This is a genomic window from Bradyrhizobium sp. CB2312 (assembly GCF_029714425.1).
In the GTDB taxonomy this organism is placed as follows: domain Bacteria; phylum Pseudomonadota; class Alphaproteobacteria; order Rhizobiales; family Xanthobacteraceae; genus Bradyrhizobium.
In genome coordinates this window covers 934,789-953,492 of sequence record NZ_CP121668.1, presented here as the reverse complement: position 1 = coordinate 953,492, position 18,704 = coordinate 934,789, and the positions used below count along the sequence as shown (strand labels likewise).

Below are 18,704 nucleotides of genomic sequence, written 5' to 3'. Positions count from 1 at the left end.
GGCGTTGCAGATGTGTCACGAGAAACGGGATGAATTGCGCAGGATAATTCAGGGCCGCTCGGGATGGTTCAGCATGTATTCGCCGAGATCGCGCTGACGGCGGTCGGCGCGAGCGGTCGCGGCATTGCGCTGAACGTCGCGGTCCTTGCGGCAGGCCACATATTCGGGCGAGCCCTGGGCGTAGCCGCGGCTCTGGCACACCGCGTCGTCATCGTCGCCGCCCATCGCCACCGGCGTCTGGTAGCGCGCCGAGCAGGCGGAGAGGGCGATGGCGAGAGCTACGGCTGCAAGCAGGCGCGGCGCGGTGGCGAGTGGCATACGAGGTCCCCTGTTGGCCGGCCCTGTTTAGCGCGGAATGAGGAGATTGTAAGTCGGCCGCCGCAGTCATTCCGGGGCGGTCCGCAGGACCGAACCCGGAATGACAGGCCAGAACCTCACACCCGCCCCTTCAGCGCCTCGCCGATCTCGTCGAGCACCTTGGGGTCCTCGATCGTCGCCGGCATGGTCCAGGCTTCGCCGTCGGCGATCTTCTTGATGGTGCCGCGCAGGATCTTGCCGGAGCGCGTCTTGGGCAGGCGGCCGACGGTGATGGCGAGCTTGAAGGCGGCGACGGGGCCGAGCCGCTCGCGCACCAGCGCGATGATCTCCTTCTCGATCTCGCTCGGAGCGCGCTTCACGCCGGCCTTCAGCACCAGGAAGCCGCAGGGCACCTCGCCCTTGATCGCATCCTTGACGCCGAGCACGGCGCATTCGGCGACATCGGGATGCGAGGCCAGGATCTCCTCCATGCCGCCGGTGGAGAGCCTGTGGCCGGCGACGTTGATGATGTCGTCGGTACGGCCCATGACGAAGACATAGCCGTCCTCGTCCTTGTAGCCGGCGTCCGATGTCTTGTAGTAGCCGGGGAATTCGCTGAGGTAAGCTTCCCTAAAGCGGTCGTCCTGATTCCACAGCGTCGGCAGGCAGCCCGGCGGCATCGGCAGCTTGATGACGATCGAGCCCATGGTGTTGGCACCAACCGGCTTTGCCGCTTCATCCACGACGTCGACCTGATAGCCCGGCATCGGCACCGTCGGCGAGCCGTGCTTCACCGGCAGCATGCCGAGGCCGACCGGATTGCCGGCAATGCACCAGCCGGTTTCGGTCTGCCACCAATGATCGATCACGGGGACCTTCAGCTGCTGCTCCGCCCACTCCACCGTCGGCGGATCGGCGCGCTCGCCGGCGAGGAATAGCGTGCGGAATTTAGAGAGGTCATATTGCCGGATGAACTTGCCTTCCGGATCCTCTTTCCGGATCGCGCGGAACGCGGTCGGCGCGGTGAAGAGAGCGACCGCCTTGTGCTCGGAGATCACGCGCCAGAACGCGCCGGCATCGGGCGTGCCGACCGGCTTGCCCTCATACATGATCGAGGTCGCGCCATGCAGCAGTGGGCCGTAGATGATATAGCTGTGGCCGACCACCCAGCCGATGTCGGAGCCGCACCACCAGACCTCGCCCGGCTTGACGCCGTAGAGATTGAACATCGACCATTTCACCGCGACGAGATGACCGCCATTGTCGCGCACGACGCCCTTGGGGATGCCCGTGGTGCCCGAGGTGTAGAGGATGTAGAGCGGATCGGTGGCGGCGACGGGCACGCAAGGTGCTTTCTTGCCCTCGTTCAGCGCCTTGCGGCGCAGGCTCGCCCAATCGTAGTCGCGGCCCGGCGTGAGGTCGCAAGTTAGCTGCGGACGTTGCAGCACGATGCAGGCCTTCGGCTTCGCGGACGCGAGCTTGATCGCCTCGTCGAGCAGCGGCTTGTACTGCACAATACGCCCGGGCTCGATGCCGCAACTCGCGGAGAGGATGAGCTTTGGCTGCGCATCGTCGATGCGGGTGGCGAGCTCCTTTGCCGCAAAGCCGCCGAACACCACCGAGTGCACCGCGCCGATGCGCGCGCAGGCGAGCATCGCGACCACGGCCTCGGGCACCATCGGCATATAGAGGATGACGCGGTCGCCCTTGGCGACGCCGAAATCCTGCATCACGGCGGCGAGCGCCTGCACCTCGCCAAGCAACTCGGCGTAAGTGAACTTGGTGATGCTGTTCGTCAGCGGCGAATCGTGGATCAGCGCGACCTGGTCGGCACGGCCGCGTTCGACATGGCGGTCGAGCGCATTGTAGCAGGTATTGACGACGCCGCCGGTGAACCAGCGGCCGTAGACGCCTTGCGAGACATCGAAGATCTTTTTCGGCGGCTCGATCCAGTCGATCTCCTTGGCCGCCTCGGCCCAAAATCCTTCCGGATCGGCCAGCGAGCGCGCATGGACCTCGTGATACTTGCTTCCACCCTGGGCGTTCATTCCGCGCTCCCGTTCCCTATATTCGCCTGGCCCTGACCTTGCGGCACGACGGACGTCCCGCCATGACCCGGATCAAGTGCCGGCCTTGTTTGAGGGGTATTTTCCCGGGAACGGGCCGCGGTTCAAGCTGAAAAGGATGGGCCTTTTGGTAGGAGGGAAGAAAGGCCATCGAGGCAAGCTGGAGCCACAGCAAAGGTGAGCCCTCTCCCCCCTTGCGGGGGAGAGCGGGAGAGAGGGGTGGCCACGAACTCGGTCTAGAGTTTGTGGCTACCCCTCTCCCTAACCCTCCCCCGCAAGGGGGGAGGGAACGCAGTGTGCGCGTAGAGGCCTCTCAGCTCTCCATCGCGTTCAACCGCTGCAACCGATCCTGCATGACCTTCTTCAGATCGTAGCCGGGGCGGCGGAAGCTCGCGTCGCGCGAGACGAGGAAATCGCGCTGGGACTTGCGCAGATCATCCGCCGAGCGCCGGTTCAGGGACTTCAGCACGCGCTCATAGGTCTCCGCGATCCGGCGGTCGAGCATGCCGAGCTGCGGATCGGCGCAGATCACCTTCTCGACCTCGCGCTTGGCGCTCGCGCAATCGAACGACGGGCCGTTGCCGGAATTCGCCGCGAGCGGAAGCGGCGCCTCGGCACCGAACTTCGCGATCTCCGCCATCGTGGTGCGGCGGCCATTTGCGGCGTTCTCGTTGCCGGGATCGAGCTTCAGCGCGGTCTCGTAATCGGCCAGCGCCTTCTTGCGCTCGCCCATCTTCTTGTAGAGCACGGCGCGGTTGTTGTAGGTCAGCGCGAAATTCGGATCGAGCTTCAGCGCAGCCTCGTAGTCACTGAGCGCGGCGCCAAACTCGCCCTTGTGCTGATAGGCATCGCCGCGGTTGGTGAAGAAATTCGGCCGCGGCGCCAGCCGCAGCGCCTGGTCGTAATCAGCGATCGCCTTGTCGTACTCGCCCATCGCGGCCAGCGAGAGGCCCCGATTGTCGTAATATTCCGGCACTTTCGGATCGAGCCTGATCGCCTCGCCATCATCGGCGACCGATTTGTCGAGCTGGCCGAGCTTCTTGTAGGCCGCGCCGCGATTGGTGTAGCTGCGCGGCCGGTTCGGATCGAGCCGCAGCGCCTCGCTGAGATCGCGGATCGCCTTCTCGTTGTCGCCGCCGAGATAATAAGTCACGCCGCGGTCGGACCAGGCTTGCGCATAGTCCGGCTTCAGCTTGATCGCCTGGTCGTAATCGGCAAGCGCACGGTCGAGCCGGCGCTGGCTGGTGTAGACGACGCCGCGCAGCTCGTAGGCCTCCGCATCCTGTGGATCGAGCTCGATCGCCTTGCTGAGATCGGAAGCGGCGCGGTTGAGGTCGCCGCCCGCCTCACGCAGCAGATCGCCACGCAGGCGCCAGGCCTTTGCGTTCTTGCCGTCGAGCGCGATGGCGCGGTCGATGTCCCGCAGCGCCTGGGTGAGGCCCCCCGAGGTCCGCGCATTGGCATCGGCGCGCACCAGAAGTGCTGCGGCACGGTCGTTCGTCGAATTCGAAGCTTGGTCGATGATGGCGCTGCAGGCCGTGATCAGTTCGGCAGGAGCCGCCTTGCTACCCGCGACGCAATCTGTGCCGGCCGAGGCCGGGGCTGCGAGAACAAGGCTCATCGCCGCGCCGAGGAGGAAGGCGCGAAGCGAGATCTTGGCAAACGGGAACGTTTGCGCGGAAGAAGGCGTGCCGCACATCAGGAAGGCTCCGTGACATCAGGTTTTCACCATTGTCGCGGCGGGAAAAGAATGGGTTCAATCCGGGCCCGCCCTCTGCGTCATGCCCAGGCTTGTCCCGGGCATCCACGTTCTTTGTGCCGTGGGCAAGGCGTGGATGGCCGGGTCAAGCCCGGCCATGACGCTGTGGAAACCTTGGCGGCTCAGTATCCGTCCACCCCGTTGATCCGTTGCAGCCGCTCCTGCATCGCCTTCTTCAGATCATATCCAGGCCGGCCGTAACCGGCATTGCGGCGGGCGATGAATTCATCCTGCTCACGCTGAAGATTCTTCGACTCCGCCGGACTGCGCGCCTCCCGGACCGCCCGGGCATTCGATGCGAAAATTTCGCGGTCGAGATCGGCGAGTTCGCGGCTGGCACAGATCGCCTTCTCGACGGCGCGGGATGCGCGGGCGCAGTTGAAGCTGGGCTTGCCGGCGACCGCCATCTGCGCACCGATCCGCTCGAGCTCGCGCGCCATCGCCTTGTGATTGGCCTTGGCCTTCTCGTGGTTCGGATCGATCTTCAGCGCGGCGCCGAAATCCTGCACCGCCTTGGGCTTGTCGCCTTTCTTCAGCCAGAGCTCGCCGCGCGCGTTGAAGATATCGGCGAGCGTGGGGTCGAGCTGCAATGCGCGGCTGTCGTCGGCGATCGCGCGGTCGATCTGGTCATGCCGCGCATAGAGCGCGCCGCGCGCGACCAGCGCCTTGACCAGGTCCGCCTTCGCCGACTTCTCATTGTCGATGACGGCCGCGCAGGCCGTTGCCGCCTTGTCCATGTCGTCGGCCGCGGCCGCCGCGAGGCATGGCGCGACATCGACCTGCGGCACTGCGGCCGGCTCGCCGCCGGTTGCGGCATGGGCCGCGGCGAGCGAGAGCGCGGAGAGCAGAACGACACCTGACAGTTGAATGAGTTTTTGAAAACGCATGCTCGTTGCAGTCGGAAGGTCGTCTTCAGCCTTGCCTTGAGGCCGTACTATCCATCATACGGCCGGATTGGTGCTAGCTTGTGGCGCCGCTCAAATTGGTCTCGGGGATCGACGTGTCGACATTCGAATGGATCATCGCACTGCTGCTCGGCGCCGTTGCATTATCGGCGCTGGCGCGGCGGATCAAGGTCCCCTACCCGACCTTTCTCGCCATCGGCGGCGCGCTGATCGCCTTCGTGCCGAACAGCACGTCCTGGGCGCTGGAGCCGGACCTCGCCTTGGCGCTTTTTGTCGCACCGGTCCTGCTCGATGCCGCCTTCGACACCTCGCTGCGCGACTTGCGCAACAACTGGGTTCCGGTCTCGACCCTGGTGGTCGCCGCGGTCGGCCTGACCACGGTCGGCGTCGCCTATGTCGCGCACCGGCTGATGCCTGACATGCCCTGGGCCGCCGCGGTCGCGCTCGGCGCCATCGTGGCGCCGCCGGATGCCGCCGCCGCGGTCGCGATCCTGAGCCAGGTCAAGCTGCCCCACCGCATGGTGAAGGTGCTGGAGGGCGAAAGCCTGCTCAACGATGCCAGCGCGCTGCTGATCTATCGCATCGCGGTCGGCGCGGTCGCCACCGAGCATCTGACCTGGAGCCAGGTCGCGCCGACCATGGCGCTGGCGCTGGTCGGCAGCGTTCTCGCCGGTCTCCTCGCAGCCCGCATCATCTCGCCGATCATGGAGCGCGTGACCGAGGCCCCGAGCGCGATCATCGTGCAGTTCGCCACCACCTTCATGATCTGGATCGCCGCCGAGCATCTCGGCCTCTCCGGCATCCTCACCATCGTGATCTACGCCATCTCCCTCGCGCGCACCGCCCCGGCGCGCATGCCGGCGCGGCTGCGGGTGCCGTCATATGCGGTGTGGGAGACGATGGTGTTCGTGCTCAACGTGCTCGCCTTCATGCTGATCGGCATGCAGATGCGGCCGATCTGGACGCGGCTGGATAGCGACGTACGCTGGGAATATTGCGTGGCTGCGGCCTGGATCCTGCTCACCGTCGTCCTGGTGCGCCTATTCTGGGTGACGTTCTACCGCACGACGCTGCGCGTGCTGATCGCGCACGACCTCTATCATCCCAAAGATCCGAAGCAGGTGGCCTCGCCCAAGGGCGGCCTCATCATCTCCTGGTGCGGCATGCGCGGCCTCGTCACGCTTGCCACCGCCTTTGCCCTGCCGGAACACTTCCCCTATCGCGATTTCATCGTCTTCATCGCCTTTGCGGTCGTGCTGGGATCGCTGGTGATCCAGGGCCTGACGCTGCGGCCGCTGATCCTGGCCTTCAACCTCAAGGACGACGATCCCGTCGGCATCGAGGTCGCGCGCGCCCGCGCCGTCGCCTATCGCGCGGCGCTCGACGCGATCGAGGACGATCCGTCGGAGGAAGCGGAAATCCTGCGGCTCGAATACCGCGCTATCCTGATGGAGGCCGACGATGATCCGCACGGCGGCATTGCCAATGGCGAACTGCCCGCCGATCCCCTGCGCCGTCGCGCCATCGCGGCCGCGCGCAAGTCGATCTTCGACCTCCGCAGCACCGAGGTGATCGGCGACGACGCGTTTCACCGCATCGAGGCAGAGCTCGATCGCGCAGAATTGAGCGCGGGCGGATGAACTAAGTTCGCGGTCGTCCCGGGCTCGCGCTGTGCGCGCCCCGGGACGACAGCGGAGGTTGAACCAAACGCAGCCTCCCCAGACACATTCCAGATGACGACCTTGATCGACGACCGTCGTGTACGCGCGCGTGATGCGTCGCCTGCACGATATTTTTATCTCCACATGGCCCTGGCCTGCGCGGCCACTGCATTCCTCGGTTTCGCACCGACCTATTTTGTGCCGCTCGCCCACCGGACTTTTTCCGCAAGCCCGGTGATTCATTTTCACGGATTGTTGTTCTTCACCTGGACGCTTTATTTCGTGCTCCAGACTTGGCTCGCAGCCTCGGGCCGCGTGGTCAACCATCGCTCGCTCGGCATCGCCGGCGTGTCGCTTGCGACTGCGATGACGATCTTCGGCTTCCTTGCCTCGGTCACGTCGATGAAGCACGCCGCCGCGCTCGGGCAAACCGACGCCGGCATCGTCTTCTCGATCGTGCCGATGAGCGGCATCGCGTTCTTCGCGGTGGTGTTCGTGCTCGCGGTCATGAATACGCGCCGGCCCGAGATTCACAAACGCCTGATGCTGCTCGCCGCGGTCTCGATCCTCGATGCCGCGATCGCGCGCTGGTTCCTGACCTTCCTCGCCCCTCCCGGACCGCCCGGCCCCCCGCCGGTGCCTGTTACGATCGCCCCGGCCGTGGTCGCTTCGCTGCTGCTCGTCGTCGCCATGGTGCGCGACTGGCGCACTGAGGGCCGCGTGCACCCGGTCTACATCTACGGCACGCTCGCGATGCTGGCGGTGAAGTTCTTGAACTGGCCGATCAGCGAAACCGCGGCGTGGCACGCATTCGCCGGCGGGATTCTGGCGCTGGCGCAGTAGCTCGCCCAGCACTCCACTGTCGTCCCGGACAAGCGAAGCGGAGCGCCGATCCGGGACCCATAACCACAGGGAGTGGTTTGGCGAAGACACGGAGTTGCCAGTTCGCGCTACGATTTCTCCCTGTGGTTATGGGTCCCGGGTTCGCGCTTTGCGCGCCCCGGGACGACAGCCGAATATGAGGCGGCTTACGCCCCCGCCTTGCACGTGATCCCGCCATCCACCACGAGCTCGATCCCCGTCACATATTTCGACTCGTCCGACGCCAGGAACAGCGCCGCATTCGCGACGTCCCAGCCATCGCCCATATGCCCCATCGGCACCTGCGCGTCGCGGGCGCGCCACATCGCTTCGACATCGCCCTTGGCGTAGCTGTTGGCGAGGCCTGCCGAATGCTCCACCATCGGCGTCTTCATCAGGCCGGGCAGGATCGCGTTCACGCGCACATGATGGCGGGCGAACTCGATCGCGGTGGTGCGCGTCATCTGGTTCATCGCCGCCTTCGAGGTGCCGTAGGTGACGTAGGAGATGCCCATGTGGCGGATCGAGGCGATCGAGGAGATGTTGATGATCGAGCCGCCGCCCTGCTTCACCATCACGGGAATGACGTGCTTCATGGCGAAATAGGCGCTCTTGAGGTTGACGCTGAAGACGCGGTCCCAGCTCTCTTCGCTGACCTCGACCACGCTGCCCATCTCGGCGATGCCGACATTGTTGTCGAGCACGTCGATGCGGCCGTAGGCCTTCAGGCACGAAGCGACCATCGCCTCGATTTCGGCAGGCCGCGCGACGTCGGCCGTAAACGCCGTCGCCTTGCCGCCTTCGCCGGTGATGATCTTCGCGGTCTCCTCGGCCGCCGCGCCGTTGCGGTCGACGCAAAACACCCGCGCGCCCTCGCGCGCGAAAGTCACTGCGGTCGCCTTGCCGTTGCCCCAGCCCGGTCCGATCGAGCCGGCCCCCACCACCATCGCAACCTTGCCCTTGAGCCGATCCATCGTGTGTCTCCCGTGTTGTTGTTCTTGTAGCCCGGGCGTGGCGGGCTACGGATCGCTGCAAATCTTCATCGTGGTGACGTTAGCACCGATGGGATGCCCGACAATCTCCGAAAGCGTCCGGCACGTACCGTCATGGCACAGCCGCCACTCCCCCGCTGCGCCGGAATTGCCGAGCACGACCTCCGGCATCGGCGCGCGGTTCGGCTGCCATTGAAACCAGCCGTCGACGAGCCGCGCCTCGGGCGGCGGCTCCATGCCGGGACCGGTGCCCTTGACGCGGGCCTCTACCAGCTCGAGGCCGGCAGGCGTCACGTGCCAGTCCTCCTGCCAGTCGACCTTCGCGATTGAATGCGTCCATACCAGCGTGAAGGCGGACAGCGCCAGCGCCTTGACGCCGCCCGCTGTTGCGAAGCAGAGGCTCACACCGCCTCGACCGCCGCCGGCGGGCGCTGCCGCCACTGCCACAGCACCAGCGCAGCCGAGAGCACGAAGCCCGCAGTGTCGCTGAAGGCGAAATCGCCGAGCAGACACAGCGCGGCCCCGAGCGCGACGACGCGTTCGAGCAGCGACAGCCGCGTGAACAGGAAGCCGATCGCGACCATGCCGAACAGGCCGATCGCTACCAGCGCCTTGAAGGTCGCGAGCGCCACCGCGCCGTAGAAGCCGAGCTTGACCGCCATGGGATCGCCGGCCTGGAGCATCAAGGCCGGCGAATAGACGAAGATGAAGGGGATGACGTAGCCGGCGAGCGCGATGCGCATCGCCTCCCAGCCGATCTTGTCCGGATTCTCCTTCGCGATCGGCGCCGCCGCGAGCGCGGCGAGTGCGACCGGCGGCGAGAGGTCGGCCATGATGCCGTAATAGAACGCGAACATGTGGCTCGCGATCAGGGGCACGCCGAGTTTCGCCAGCGCCGGCGCGGCCAGCGCGGCGGTGATGATGTAGGTCGGAATGGTCGGAATGCCGGTGCCGAGCAGGATCGACAGCAGCATGGTCATGATCAGCGCCAGGAACAGGCTCTTCTCGCCGAGCCCGATCACCCAGCTGCCGAAGATGGTGCCGACACCGGTCTGCGACATCATGCCAATGATGACGCCGACGATCGCGCAGGCCATGCCGACGGTGATCGCCGACTTCGCGCTCTCCGCCAGCGCATCGCGGCACTCGCGCAAAGCCTTCAGCCCGCCGCGGATGAAGGCGGTGATCACGATCAGCCCGACCACGACGCTCGCGACCGGCACGATCTGGAGGCCATCACGCGACAGCGCGGCGACGACCAGCGCGAGCCCGACCCAGAAGATGGTGCGGATCACCATCGAGGAGGCGCCCGTCGTGATGGCGGTGCCGAGAATCAGCGTCACGGTGAGCGCGAGGCCCATGCTGCCGGCATAGAGCGGCGTAAAGCCCTCGAACAACATGTAGACGAGGGCCGCAAGCGGCAGCACGAGGTACCAGCGCGTCACCAGCGCCTTCCACGCGCTCGGGATCTCCGAGCGCTTCATGCCGACGAGGCCGTACTTGCCGGCTTCCAGATGCACCATCCAGAACGCCGAGGCGAAATAGAGGATCGCGGGGATCGCGGCGGCCTTGACGATTTCCGAGTACTGGACGCCGAGCGTCTCCGCCATGATGAAGGCGACCGCGCCCATCACCGGCGGCATGATCTGGCCGCCCATCGAGGCGGTGGCCTCGACGCCAGCCGCGAAGGCACGGCGATAGCCGAACTTGATCATCAAGGGAATCGTGAACTGGCCGACGGTGACGACGTTGGCGACGCCCGAGCCGGAGATGGTGCCCATCATGCCCGAAGCGAACACCGCGACCTTGGCCGGGCCGCCGCGGGTGCGGCCGAACAGGCCGAGTGAGACGTCGGTGAAGAGCTGGATCATGCCGGCGCGCTCGAGGAACGAGCCGAACAGGATGAACAGGAAGATGTAGGTCGCCGAGACGTAGATCGGCACGCCGTAAAAGCCTTCGGTGCCGAACGACAGATGCGTGACGATCTGGTCGAAATCATAACCGCGATGATTGAGCGGCGACGGCAGGTATTGCCCGAAGAACCAGTAGAGCAGGCAGGCACCGCACATCAGCGGCAGCGCCGCGCCCATCAGGCGCCGCGTGCCCTCGAAGATCAGCACGGCAAGCAGCGTGCCGACCGCGAGATCGAGCTTGGTCGGATCGCCGTCGCGCGCGATCAGATCGGCATAGAATATCCACTGGTAGAGGCCGCAGAAGAAGCCGGCGGCGCCGACCAGCCAGCCGAGCGCGCGGCCGAAATTGCTCTTCGCGGTGAAGTTGGCGATGAGGCCGAAGGTGAGCAAGATGAGAAAGCCGACATGGACGCCGCGCACCACCTGGCTCGGCAGATAGTTGAAGGCGGCGACATAGAGCTGGAAGGTCGCGAACGCGATGCCGACCCAGTAGGCGAGCGTGCCCCACCAGCCCGGGCCGAAACCTTCCGGAAAACCGTGCTCGAAATTGTCGAACTCGACCTTGATGGGCGCCGCCGCGGTGCCCTCTGCCTTTTCCAGCATTTTCAAATCGTCCTCAGCCGTCCAGCGCTTATAGCTTGGCACGGTCCACCCGCGCCGTCATGCCCGGGCTTGTCCCGGGCATCCACGATCTTTCTCGCCTGCCCATAGAACGTGGATGGCCGGGACAAGCCCGGCCCTGACGCCCTACTGCGAGAGCCGATCCTACTTGATCAGCCCTTTTTCCTTGTAATAGCGGATCGCGCCGGGGTGCAGCGGAACCGGGCTGCCGGTGGCGGCAGTCTCGAGCTTGATCTCCTTGCCGGCGGCGTGCGCGTTGGCGAGCTCGGGCAGCGACTCGTAGACCAACTTTGTCATCTGATAGGCGAGATCGTCGGAGACGGCGGAACTGGTGACGAGATAGTTCACCACCGCCGCAGTCGGCACGTCCTTGTCCTGGCCGGTATAGGTGTTGGCCGGAATGGTCGCGGAGATGAAGGGCGGACCGATCTTGTCCACGGTCTCCTTCGGCACCGACACCACGGTGATCGAGGCCGAGGTCGAGAGGTCCTTCAGCGAGGCCACGCCAAGGCCGGCCGATTGCAGCGTCGCGCCTAACTGGCGGTTTTTCATGAGGTCGACGGATTCGGCGAACGGCAGATATTCGACCTTGCCGAGGTCCTTGTAGGTCATGCCGGCGGCGGCCAGGATCGCGCGGGAATTCAGCTCCGTGCCAGATTTGGGCGCGCCGACCGACAGGCTCTTGCCCTTGAGGTCGGCCAGCGTCTTGATGCCGCTCTCGGCGGTCGCGACGATCTGGATGTAGTTCGGATAGATCGCGCCGATGGTGCGCAGCTTGTCCAGCTTGTTCTTGAAGCCGGCTTCCTCGTCGCCGTCCCAGGCGGCTTTGAGCGAGTCGCCCAGCGTGAACGCCAGCTCGCCGCGGCCCTGCTGCAGCAGGATCAAATTCTCGACCGACGCCTTGGTGGCCTGCACCTGGGTCTTCACGTTCGGAATCTTGTCGCCGTAGATCTTCCCGATCGCGACGCCGAGCGGATAGTAGACGCCGGAGGTGCCGCCGGTCAGCACGTTGATGAAAGACTGCGCATGCGCGCAAGGTGCCGACGCCGCCAGAGCAAGAGCCGTGGCCGCGCCGAAAATCGTCCGTTTCATGGTTGTTGTACTCCCCAAACCGGCGGCGAAATTGGCCGGATGAGGGGGGCGGGTCAACCCATCCAAAAGGCAAAACAGCACTGCGGTAAACGGCCGTTCCGGCTCGACTTTTTGGGAACCGGACGGTGCGGCGAGGTGGCGCAGCTAGAGCCGAATGCTTCTGTTTTGAACCGGTGTAGCCGCGGGCTGGGCCACCTCGCCCGCTTGCGGGAGAGGTCGGCGCGCAGCCCGGGTGAGGGTTCTTTCCTCTGGGGGATTGTCCCGTCGTGGAGCCACCCTCCTCCCCCGCAAGCGGGGAGAGAGCACATCGTCACTGGAACGTCATGTCCAGGCACTTGGAGATGTCGGAGCCGAGGCCGGAGGAGATGGTGATGCAGCCGCGCACCTTCTGCGTGGTGACGTCGGCGGCCCAGATCGAATAGCCGCCGGGACCGAAGAACGAGTTGGTGTTCGGCGGCTCGGTCTCGGTGGCGTCGAAATCGTACTTGCCGTCGGTCTCGAAGATGCGCGGCTTCTTGGTGCAGCCGCCGTCGGTCTGGACGTTGATGACCTCCTTGTTGTCGCGGGTCAGCGCCAGCGAGACCTGGCAGCGGAAATATTCCGAGGTCTTGGTGTTGAAGAGATAGGTGTAGGACTTGCAGGTCGCGGTGTTCAGCTTGCCCGGGGCAAGGCCGCGGCTGCAGGAAATGCGCTGGTTGTGGCTGAGCTGGTAGTCATCGGCCCTGGCGGCCGGCGCCAGCATCGTCAGCAGCAGCGCGGCAGCCGGGCAAACTCTCATCACATGCTTCATCCGAATCACCCCCACCAATATTTTTGTCGAATTGCGTTCTAGACTGAAAGCGGAACATAGTCGCGCGGGGACGAAGGGAAAATCACAAACTGCTGGGCCGGACGTGATGCGCTGCGGCGCTATCGCAAATTGACCCGGACACGCCGTTCGTGATTTGTTCAAGCGAGCGCCCCGACGATGGGGAGGATGGATGATGGCATTTTCAGCGAAGACGTTTGCAGTTGTAGCCATGCTCGGCGCATTTGCCGCGCCTGCGTGCGCGCAAGCCCCGGCAACGCCGTGGGAGCTCAAGCCCGACACGGGCTATGCCTATGACAAGGACGGCAAGACCTTTTCCTACAGGATGGGCACCAGCAACGCCGGCGAGCTCTTGAAGGGCGCCAAGAAGGTGCCGAGGGGCACGCTGTTCTTCATCGGCCACAACGGCCAGCTCTACATGCGCAGCGGCCCGTATCTGGAAGGCGACGGCAAGTTCAAGTTTGGGCCGGATCAGTAGGGCGACGGCTCTCGCCACAAACCACGCTGCCGTAGGGTGGGCAAAGCGAAGCGTGCCCACCATTTCGATGAAATGTACAGATGGTGGGCACGGCGCTCACGCGCCTTTGCCCACCCTACGGCAGCTCGCCAATAGCTAAAACGCCCCTGCCAATTCCCTCGCACCGGCATTGCTGCTGTTCGAGTCCATCCGCGTATCCGTCACTGCCAGCAGCTTCGCCACCGTGTTGTGGCGGATCGCGACCGGGTTGCGCTCGTAGCCGCCGCGCTGGAAGAAGTTCGAGGTCGGCACCTGCTCGCGCATCGCCTGCGGCATCGTCACCATGTCGAGGCCGGTGCCGTCGCCGGTGAGGTTCATCATCTCGAGCTCAGCGCCGGTGAGAGGACGGGTGAAGCCCTTGGCGCGCGCGAACAGCACCGACGTCAAGAGCTTGTGGGTCTGCAGCATCGGCCCGACATCGACGTCGAGCACCATGGCATGCATGGCCCAGCCCTGCGCGGTGTTGCCGATCTTCTCGTGCTCCGACCAAGTGTCCGGCACCGACTTCGCATGCGCCACCATCTTCTTCAGCACGGCGAGCTTGTGCTCCAGCGACTGGCGCGCCGGCCCCGAGGTCCGCGCCACCTTGTCGGAGAGCGCGCGGATGAATTCATGGCCCTGCTCGGCCAGCAGCTCGACGCTATTGGTGGTCAAGAGCTGGTTGTAGCCGATCGCGGTCGAGATCGCGCGCTTGCCGCCATGCTCGATGCCCGCCTGCACATCGTAGCTGCCGGTGCCGCCGGTCTCGAACGAATAGACCCGCACCGCCTGCTCGCGCGTCAGGCCCGAGGCGAGCGCGTAGCGCGCATAGGCACGCTTGAACTCGAGCTCGCCGGATGGGCGCTGCGGCGTGAACTGATAGAGCTCCTGCGCCGCGCGCAGGAGATCGGCGACGACGGGAATCGGCTTCCTCGCGGGACGCTCCGGCGCCTCCTCCGGCTCCGGGTTCACCGGCCGCTTCGGCCCGTTATAGAGCGGCGGATGCTCCAGCACGTAATCGTCGAGCGTGATCTGCTGGCCGTTGCGCCGCTTGGCATTGCGGCCTTTCTTCTTCTCCGAGATCTGGCTCCAATAGGCGCCGGCCTCCTCGTCGAAAGCGGCGCGCGCCGCCTGATACTCCCCAAGCTTGCGACGATATTCGAGCACCGCGGGAGACGCCCCGCCTTGCGCGAAGAACTGCGACAACAGCTGCGCATTGGCATTGCGGACGGCCGGCGGCAGCGCATCCGCCTCGCCGCCACGCGCGACGGGCGCGAGCAGCAGAAACATGAACGGAACCAGAGGCAGCGGTTTTCGAATCGAGTGATGCATGCTGCCCTCTTAGCAGGCATCCGGTAACCGTCACGTTAACACGCCGTTTACCATCTCATTTCCAGGCAAACACCGGCTGTTCCAGGTCGGTGACGCGGGTGTGACGCCCGGCCAGCACCTCGCGGAACTGGTAGATCAGCGCCGCCGTCGGCGCGTGGATCAGGCTCATCTGGTGATGGAAGCGGATCACCCGGCGCGTGCTTTCAGGGATCGCGGTGAAATCGAAGGCGTCGTCACGCTCGATCGTGTCGAGCGCGATGCGATGGACGGAGGCGACCTCGTCCGGGTTCGGCCGGATCGCGGCGCTGTCGGCGGCCCACACCACGACCGGCGTGATCAGATAGCCCGAGCGCGTCGGATAATCGTCGAGCAGGCCAAGCACCGCGTCGGCCGAAAGCTGGAGCGCGAGCTCTTCGTGAAGCTCGCGCAGCGCCGCCTTGACCGGCGTCTCGCCGGCATCGCAGCGTCCGCCCGGCAGCGCCCATTGGCCGCGATGCGCACGCAAGCTCGATGCACGCCTGGTGAGCAGGAAAGCCGTGTCGTCGCCGTCACTGGATTCTGTCAGCGCGAGCACCACCGCGGCGCGCTTCAGCGCCGACGACTCGGCCTCATCAGGCAGCCGCGCGAACGACGCGCAGGCCTCTGCGATATTCCGTCTGGTGGCATCGTCGAAAGCTCTCATGATGCTTGACTACACCAGGACCGCATCTGATGAAACGAGGAGGCGGACGCGTGCAGGGATGGACGGAGCGATGACGAGCAAGGCAGCCGCTAGGCTGAAATCAGACGGCTGGACCATCCTGGAGACCACCGGTTTCTTGCATTTGATCGGCCCGTTGTGGGAGCGCAAGGTCGACGGCCAATATGAGTTCGCGCTCGCGACCGAAGACAAGCATCACAATCGCCGTGGCATGGTCCAGGGCGGCGTGATGATGACCTTCGCCGACCGCACCTGCGGCATGACCGCCCGCTACGTCTCCGGCAAGGAGTACATGGCAACGGTGCAGCTCGACACCCATTTCGTCGAAGCCGGCCAGATCGGCGACATCCTGATCTCCCGCCCCCGCGTGGTCCGCTCGACCCGCAGCCTGATCTTCATGAGCACTGAGGTGACGGTGGACGATCGCTGCATCGTGATGGCGAATGGCGTGTTCAAGATCTTGAAGGGGCCGGGGTAGGAGCGTGGTCAGGCTGCCACTACAGGTCGCCACACTTACGCTGTCATTCCCCCCCACCGGGTCTCGCCTTCGGCGAGCCCGATGACAGGCTCCGGCGGGGAATCCGGTACGCCCCAGCGTCTCGATCAATCACAGCCGTCTCGGAATACTGGATCGCCCGCCCCAGTGCGCAAGAGCGCACAAGGCGGGCGATGACATCGCGTGTGGGGCATGAGGACGCCCCATCCCGTCATTGCGAGCGCAGCGAAGCAATCCAGAATCTCTCCACGGACGCAGCTCTGGATTGCTTCGCTGCGCTCGCAATGACGGAACTGGGCGGCTATGCTGCGCCCTAACGAAGCGTTGAGGACCCGCCCATGCAATACCGCCAGCTCGGCCGCAGCGGCCTGAAAGTGTCGCCGATCTGCTTGGGCACCATGATGTTCGGCGGCCCGACCGATGAAGCCGCCTCGAAACGGATCATCGACAAGGCGCGCGGCGCCGGCATCAATTTCATCGACACCGCGGACGCCTACTCGAAAGGTGCCTCCGAGGAGGTCGTCGGGCGCGCCATCGGGAGCAATCGTCACACCTGGGTGCTCGCGACGAAGCTCGCGAATCCCATGAACACTGGTACGGGCGATGATCCCAATCGTGTCGGCCTGTCGCGGCGCTGGGTGTTACAGGCCGCCGACGAAAGCCTGAAACGGCTCGGCACCGATCACATCGACATCTACTATCTGCACAAGGAAGACCATGCGACGCCGCTGGAAGAGACCGTGCGCGCGATGGGCGACCTGATCCGGTCAGGCAAGGTGCGTTATTTCGGCGTCTCGAACTATCGCGCCTGGCGCGTCGCCGAAATCTGCAACATCTGCGACCGGCTCGGCATCGACCGGCCCGCGGTGAGCCAACCCTATTACAACGCGATGAACCGCATGCCCGAGGTCGAGCACTTTCCGGCCTGCGCCTATTACGGCCTCGGCATCGTACCCTACAGCCCGCTGGCGCGCGGCGTGCTCACCGGCAAGTACAAGCCGGATGCGGCTCCCGACAAGGAGACGCGCGCTGGGCGCAACGACACCCGCATGATGCAGACCGAATGGCGGCCGGAATCGCTCCAGCTCGCGCAGGAGATCAAGAGCCACGCCGAGAAGAAGGGCATCACCGCCGGCCAGTTCGCGGTCGCCTGGGTGCTGAACTCCGCTTTCGTCTCCTCGATCGTCGCAGGTCCCCGCACCGAGGAGCAATGGGACGGCTACATCAGCGCGCTCGACTACCGCTTCACCGCCGATGACGAGGCGCTGATCGACCGCCTGGTCGTTCCGGGCCATCCCTCGACACCGGGCTACAACGACCCGGCCTATCCGATCGAAGGACGCCGCGCACGGACGGCTTGAACTTTCGGAGGCGATAATGGCGCATCGAGACCGTTACGGCCTTCCGATCTCCACCACCTCCGACGAGGCGGCGTCCGCCTATCGCGAAGGCGTCGATCTCATGCTGGCGGGATGGACCGGCACGGCGGAGACGCTGGAGCGCGCCCTCGCGGCGGATCCGGATTTCGCGCTTGCCCACATCGCCCGCGCCCGCGTGCATGCCTTCTATCAGCAAGGCGATCTCGCACGGCAGAAGGCCGCGCTCGCGCGCGAACTCGTCGACAGGCGCGGCACGGAGCGCGAGCGCTCGCATGTCGAGACGCTGGCGCTCGCGATCGAGGGCCGGCTGCCCGAGGCGATCGCATCGACGCTGAAGCACGTCGAGAGCTGGCCGCGCGATGCCGTGGTGCTGTCGCTGCCGCTCGGCGCCTTCGGCCTGTTCGCCTTCTCCGGCATGGCCGACCACGACCGCGCGCGGTTTGAGCTGTGCGAGCGGGTCGCGCATCACTATGGCGAGGACTGGTGGTTTCTCACCCTGTATGGCTGGGCCATGACGGAAAACGGTGATGTCGCGCACGGCCGCGGTGTCACGGAACGTGGTTTCGATCTGCGCCGCGCGAATGCCCACGCAGCCCATGCCGTGCTGCACGCGATGTTCGAGGACGGCTCAATCGAAGAGGCCGACCGTCTCGTCGACGAGTGGCTTCCCTCTTACGACCGGGCCGGCATCCTGCATGGCCATATCCGCTGGCACCAGGCGCTCGGCGCGCTCGAGCATGGCGATGCGGCGCGGGCGCTCGCGATCTATGCCGACGTGCTGCAGCCTTCCGTCACGCAGGCGCCGCCGCTGAACGTCGTCACCGACAGCGCCTCGCTGCTCTGGCGTCTGTCGACCTACGGCCACGACGTCCCGAACGCGCTCTGGGTCGAGGCCGACGCCGCCGCGCAAAAACTGTTTCCGAAGTCGAGCCTGTCCTTTGCCGACGTCCACATGGCGCTGTTCGCGGCCGCAACGCAAAATCGCGACGCGCTCGCCGCGCGCCTTGCCGTGATCGAGCAGCGGCTCGCCGAGGGCAAGCTGCCGGCCGGCTCCGTGGTGCCGGCGATCTGCCGCGCACTCGCGGCCTTCGCGGATGAGGATTACCGAGCCTGCGTGCAGACGCTGGCGCCCGTACTCGGCGAGGTCGTGCGCATCGGCGGCAGCCATGCCCAGCGCGAGCTGATCGAGGACACTTTCATCGTCGCCCTCATGCGCAGTGGCGAAGTGCCTCGCGCCCGCGCGCTACTCGATGCCCGCCTGCACCGCCGCCCGTCCCTGCGCGATACGCGCTGGCAGGCGGCGATGGCTTGAGGCAGGATAAGCAA

17 protein-coding genes are annotated in these 18,704 nt (G+C 65.5%); 6 read left to right on the top strand and 11 right to left on the bottom strand.

The features are described from left to right. Positions 1-48: 48 nt before the first annotated feature. The 4 genes from QA642_RS04560 to QA642_RS04545 form a co-directional block, all read right to left on the bottom strand. On the bottom strand, positions 49-318 hold the full coding sequence (locus QA642_RS04560; protein WP_027561414.1) for a hypothetical protein: 270 nt from the start codon (positions 316-318) through the stop codon (positions 49-51). A 116-nt stretch (positions 319-434) separates the two neighbouring features. After that, complete coding sequence (locus QA642_RS04555) at positions 435-2,345, bottom strand: propionyl-CoA synthetase (protein WP_283083589.1); 1,911 nt, start codon at positions 2,343-2,345, stop codon at positions 435-437. Positions 2,346-2,676: 331 nt separating this feature from the next. Beyond that, on the bottom strand, positions 2,677-4,062 hold the full coding sequence (locus QA642_RS04550; protein WP_283083588.1) for a tetratricopeptide repeat protein: 1,386 nt from the start codon (positions 4,060-4,062) through the stop codon (positions 2,677-2,679). Positions 4,063-4,244: 182 nt separating this feature from the next. Beyond that, positions 4,245-5,009 (bottom strand): tetratricopeptide repeat protein, encoded by a 765-nt coding sequence (locus QA642_RS04545; RefSeq protein WP_283083587.1) that lies wholly within the window; start codon positions 5,007-5,009, stop codon positions 4,245-4,247. An 80-nt stretch (positions 5,010-5,089) separates the two neighbouring features. On the opposite strand from QA642_RS04545, the gene QA642_RS04540 reads away from it, so the two are divergent. After that, complete coding sequence (locus tag QA642_RS04540) at positions 5,090-6,667, top strand: sodium:proton antiporter (protein WP_283083586.1); 1,578 nt, start codon at positions 5,090-5,092, stop codon at positions 6,665-6,667. A 93-nt stretch (positions 6,668-6,760) separates the two neighbouring features. Next, entirely contained in the window at positions 6,761-7,531 is a 771-nt protein-coding gene (locus QA642_RS04535) for a hypothetical protein (RefSeq protein WP_283083585.1), read from the top strand. Between the two features lie 185 nt (positions 7,532-7,716). Here the strand turns inward: QA642_RS04535 and QA642_RS04530 are convergent, their stop codons facing one another. The 5 genes from QA642_RS04530 to QA642_RS04510 all read right to left on the bottom strand — a co-directional run bounded on the left by QA642_RS04530 (position 7,717) and on the right by QA642_RS04510 (position 12,957). Further along, the gene (locus tag QA642_RS04530) at positions 7,717-8,523 is read right to left on the bottom strand and encodes a glucose 1-dehydrogenase (protein ID WP_283083584.1); all 807 of its coding nucleotides are present in this window, start codon (positions 8,521-8,523) and stop codon (positions 7,717-7,719) included. A gap of 45 nt (positions 8,524-8,568) precedes the next feature. Beyond that, entirely contained in the window at positions 8,569-8,982 is a 414-nt protein-coding gene (locus tag QA642_RS04525; protein WP_283083583.1) for a DUF1850 domain-containing protein, read from the bottom strand. Then, positions 8,943-11,057 carry a TRAP transporter permease gene (locus tag QA642_RS04520; protein WP_283083582.1) on the bottom strand — a complete coding sequence of 705 codons (2,115 nt, stop codon included), beginning with the start codon at positions 11,055-11,057 and terminating at the stop codon, positions 8,943-8,945. Before QA642_RS04520 ends, QA642_RS04525 begins: the two co-directional genes overlap by 40 nt. A gap of 162 nt (positions 11,058-11,219) precedes the next feature. Next, positions 11,220-12,167, bottom strand: a complete 948-nt coding sequence (locus QA642_RS04515; RefSeq protein WP_283083581.1) for a TAXI family TRAP transporter solute-binding subunit — start codon at positions 12,165-12,167, stop codon at positions 11,220-11,222. Between the two features lie 310 nt (positions 12,168-12,477). Continuing rightward, the gene (locus tag QA642_RS04510) at positions 12,478-12,957 is read right to left on the bottom strand and encodes a hypothetical protein (protein WP_283083580.1); all 480 of its coding nucleotides are present in this window, start codon (positions 12,955-12,957) and stop codon (positions 12,478-12,480) included. 193 nt (positions 12,958-13,150) lie between these two features. Here QA642_RS04510 and QA642_RS04505 point away from each other — a divergent pair, with 193 nt between their 5' ends. After that, complete coding sequence (locus QA642_RS04505; protein WP_283086800.1) at positions 13,151-13,453, top strand: hypothetical protein; 303 nt, start codon at positions 13,151-13,153, stop codon at positions 13,451-13,453. A gap of 135 nt (positions 13,454-13,588) precedes the next feature. Here the strand turns inward: QA642_RS04505 and QA642_RS04500 are convergent, their stop codons facing one another. Continuing rightward, complete coding sequence (locus tag QA642_RS04500; RefSeq protein WP_283083579.1) at positions 13,589-14,803, bottom strand: hypothetical protein; 1,215 nt, start codon at positions 14,801-14,803, stop codon at positions 13,589-13,591. A 55-nt stretch (positions 14,804-14,858) separates the two neighbouring features. After that, positions 14,859-15,485 (bottom strand): CoA pyrophosphatase, encoded by a 627-nt coding sequence (locus QA642_RS04495; protein ID WP_283083578.1) that lies wholly within the window; start codon positions 15,483-15,485, stop codon positions 14,859-14,861. Positions 15,486-15,555: 70 nt separating this feature from the next. On the opposite strand from QA642_RS04495, the gene QA642_RS04490 reads away from it, so the two are divergent. From QA642_RS04490 to QA642_RS04480, 3 genes are all read left to right on the top strand, one after another. Beyond that, complete coding sequence (locus QA642_RS04490) at positions 15,556-15,981, top strand: PaaI family thioesterase (protein ID WP_283083577.1); 426 nt, start codon at positions 15,556-15,558, stop codon at positions 15,979-15,981. Positions 15,982-16,337: 356 nt separating this feature from the next. Next, positions 16,338-17,360 carry an aldo/keto reductase gene (locus tag QA642_RS04485; RefSeq protein ID WP_283083576.1) on the top strand — a complete coding sequence of 341 codons (1,023 nt, stop codon included), beginning with the start codon at positions 16,338-16,340 and terminating at the stop codon, positions 17,358-17,360. 16 nt (positions 17,361-17,376) lie between these two features. Further along, positions 17,377-18,690 (top strand): tetratricopeptide repeat protein, encoded by a 1,314-nt coding sequence (locus QA642_RS04480; RefSeq protein WP_283083575.1) that lies wholly within the window; start codon positions 17,377-17,379, stop codon positions 18,688-18,690. The last annotated feature ends 14 nt before the right edge of the window (positions 18,691-18,704 follow it).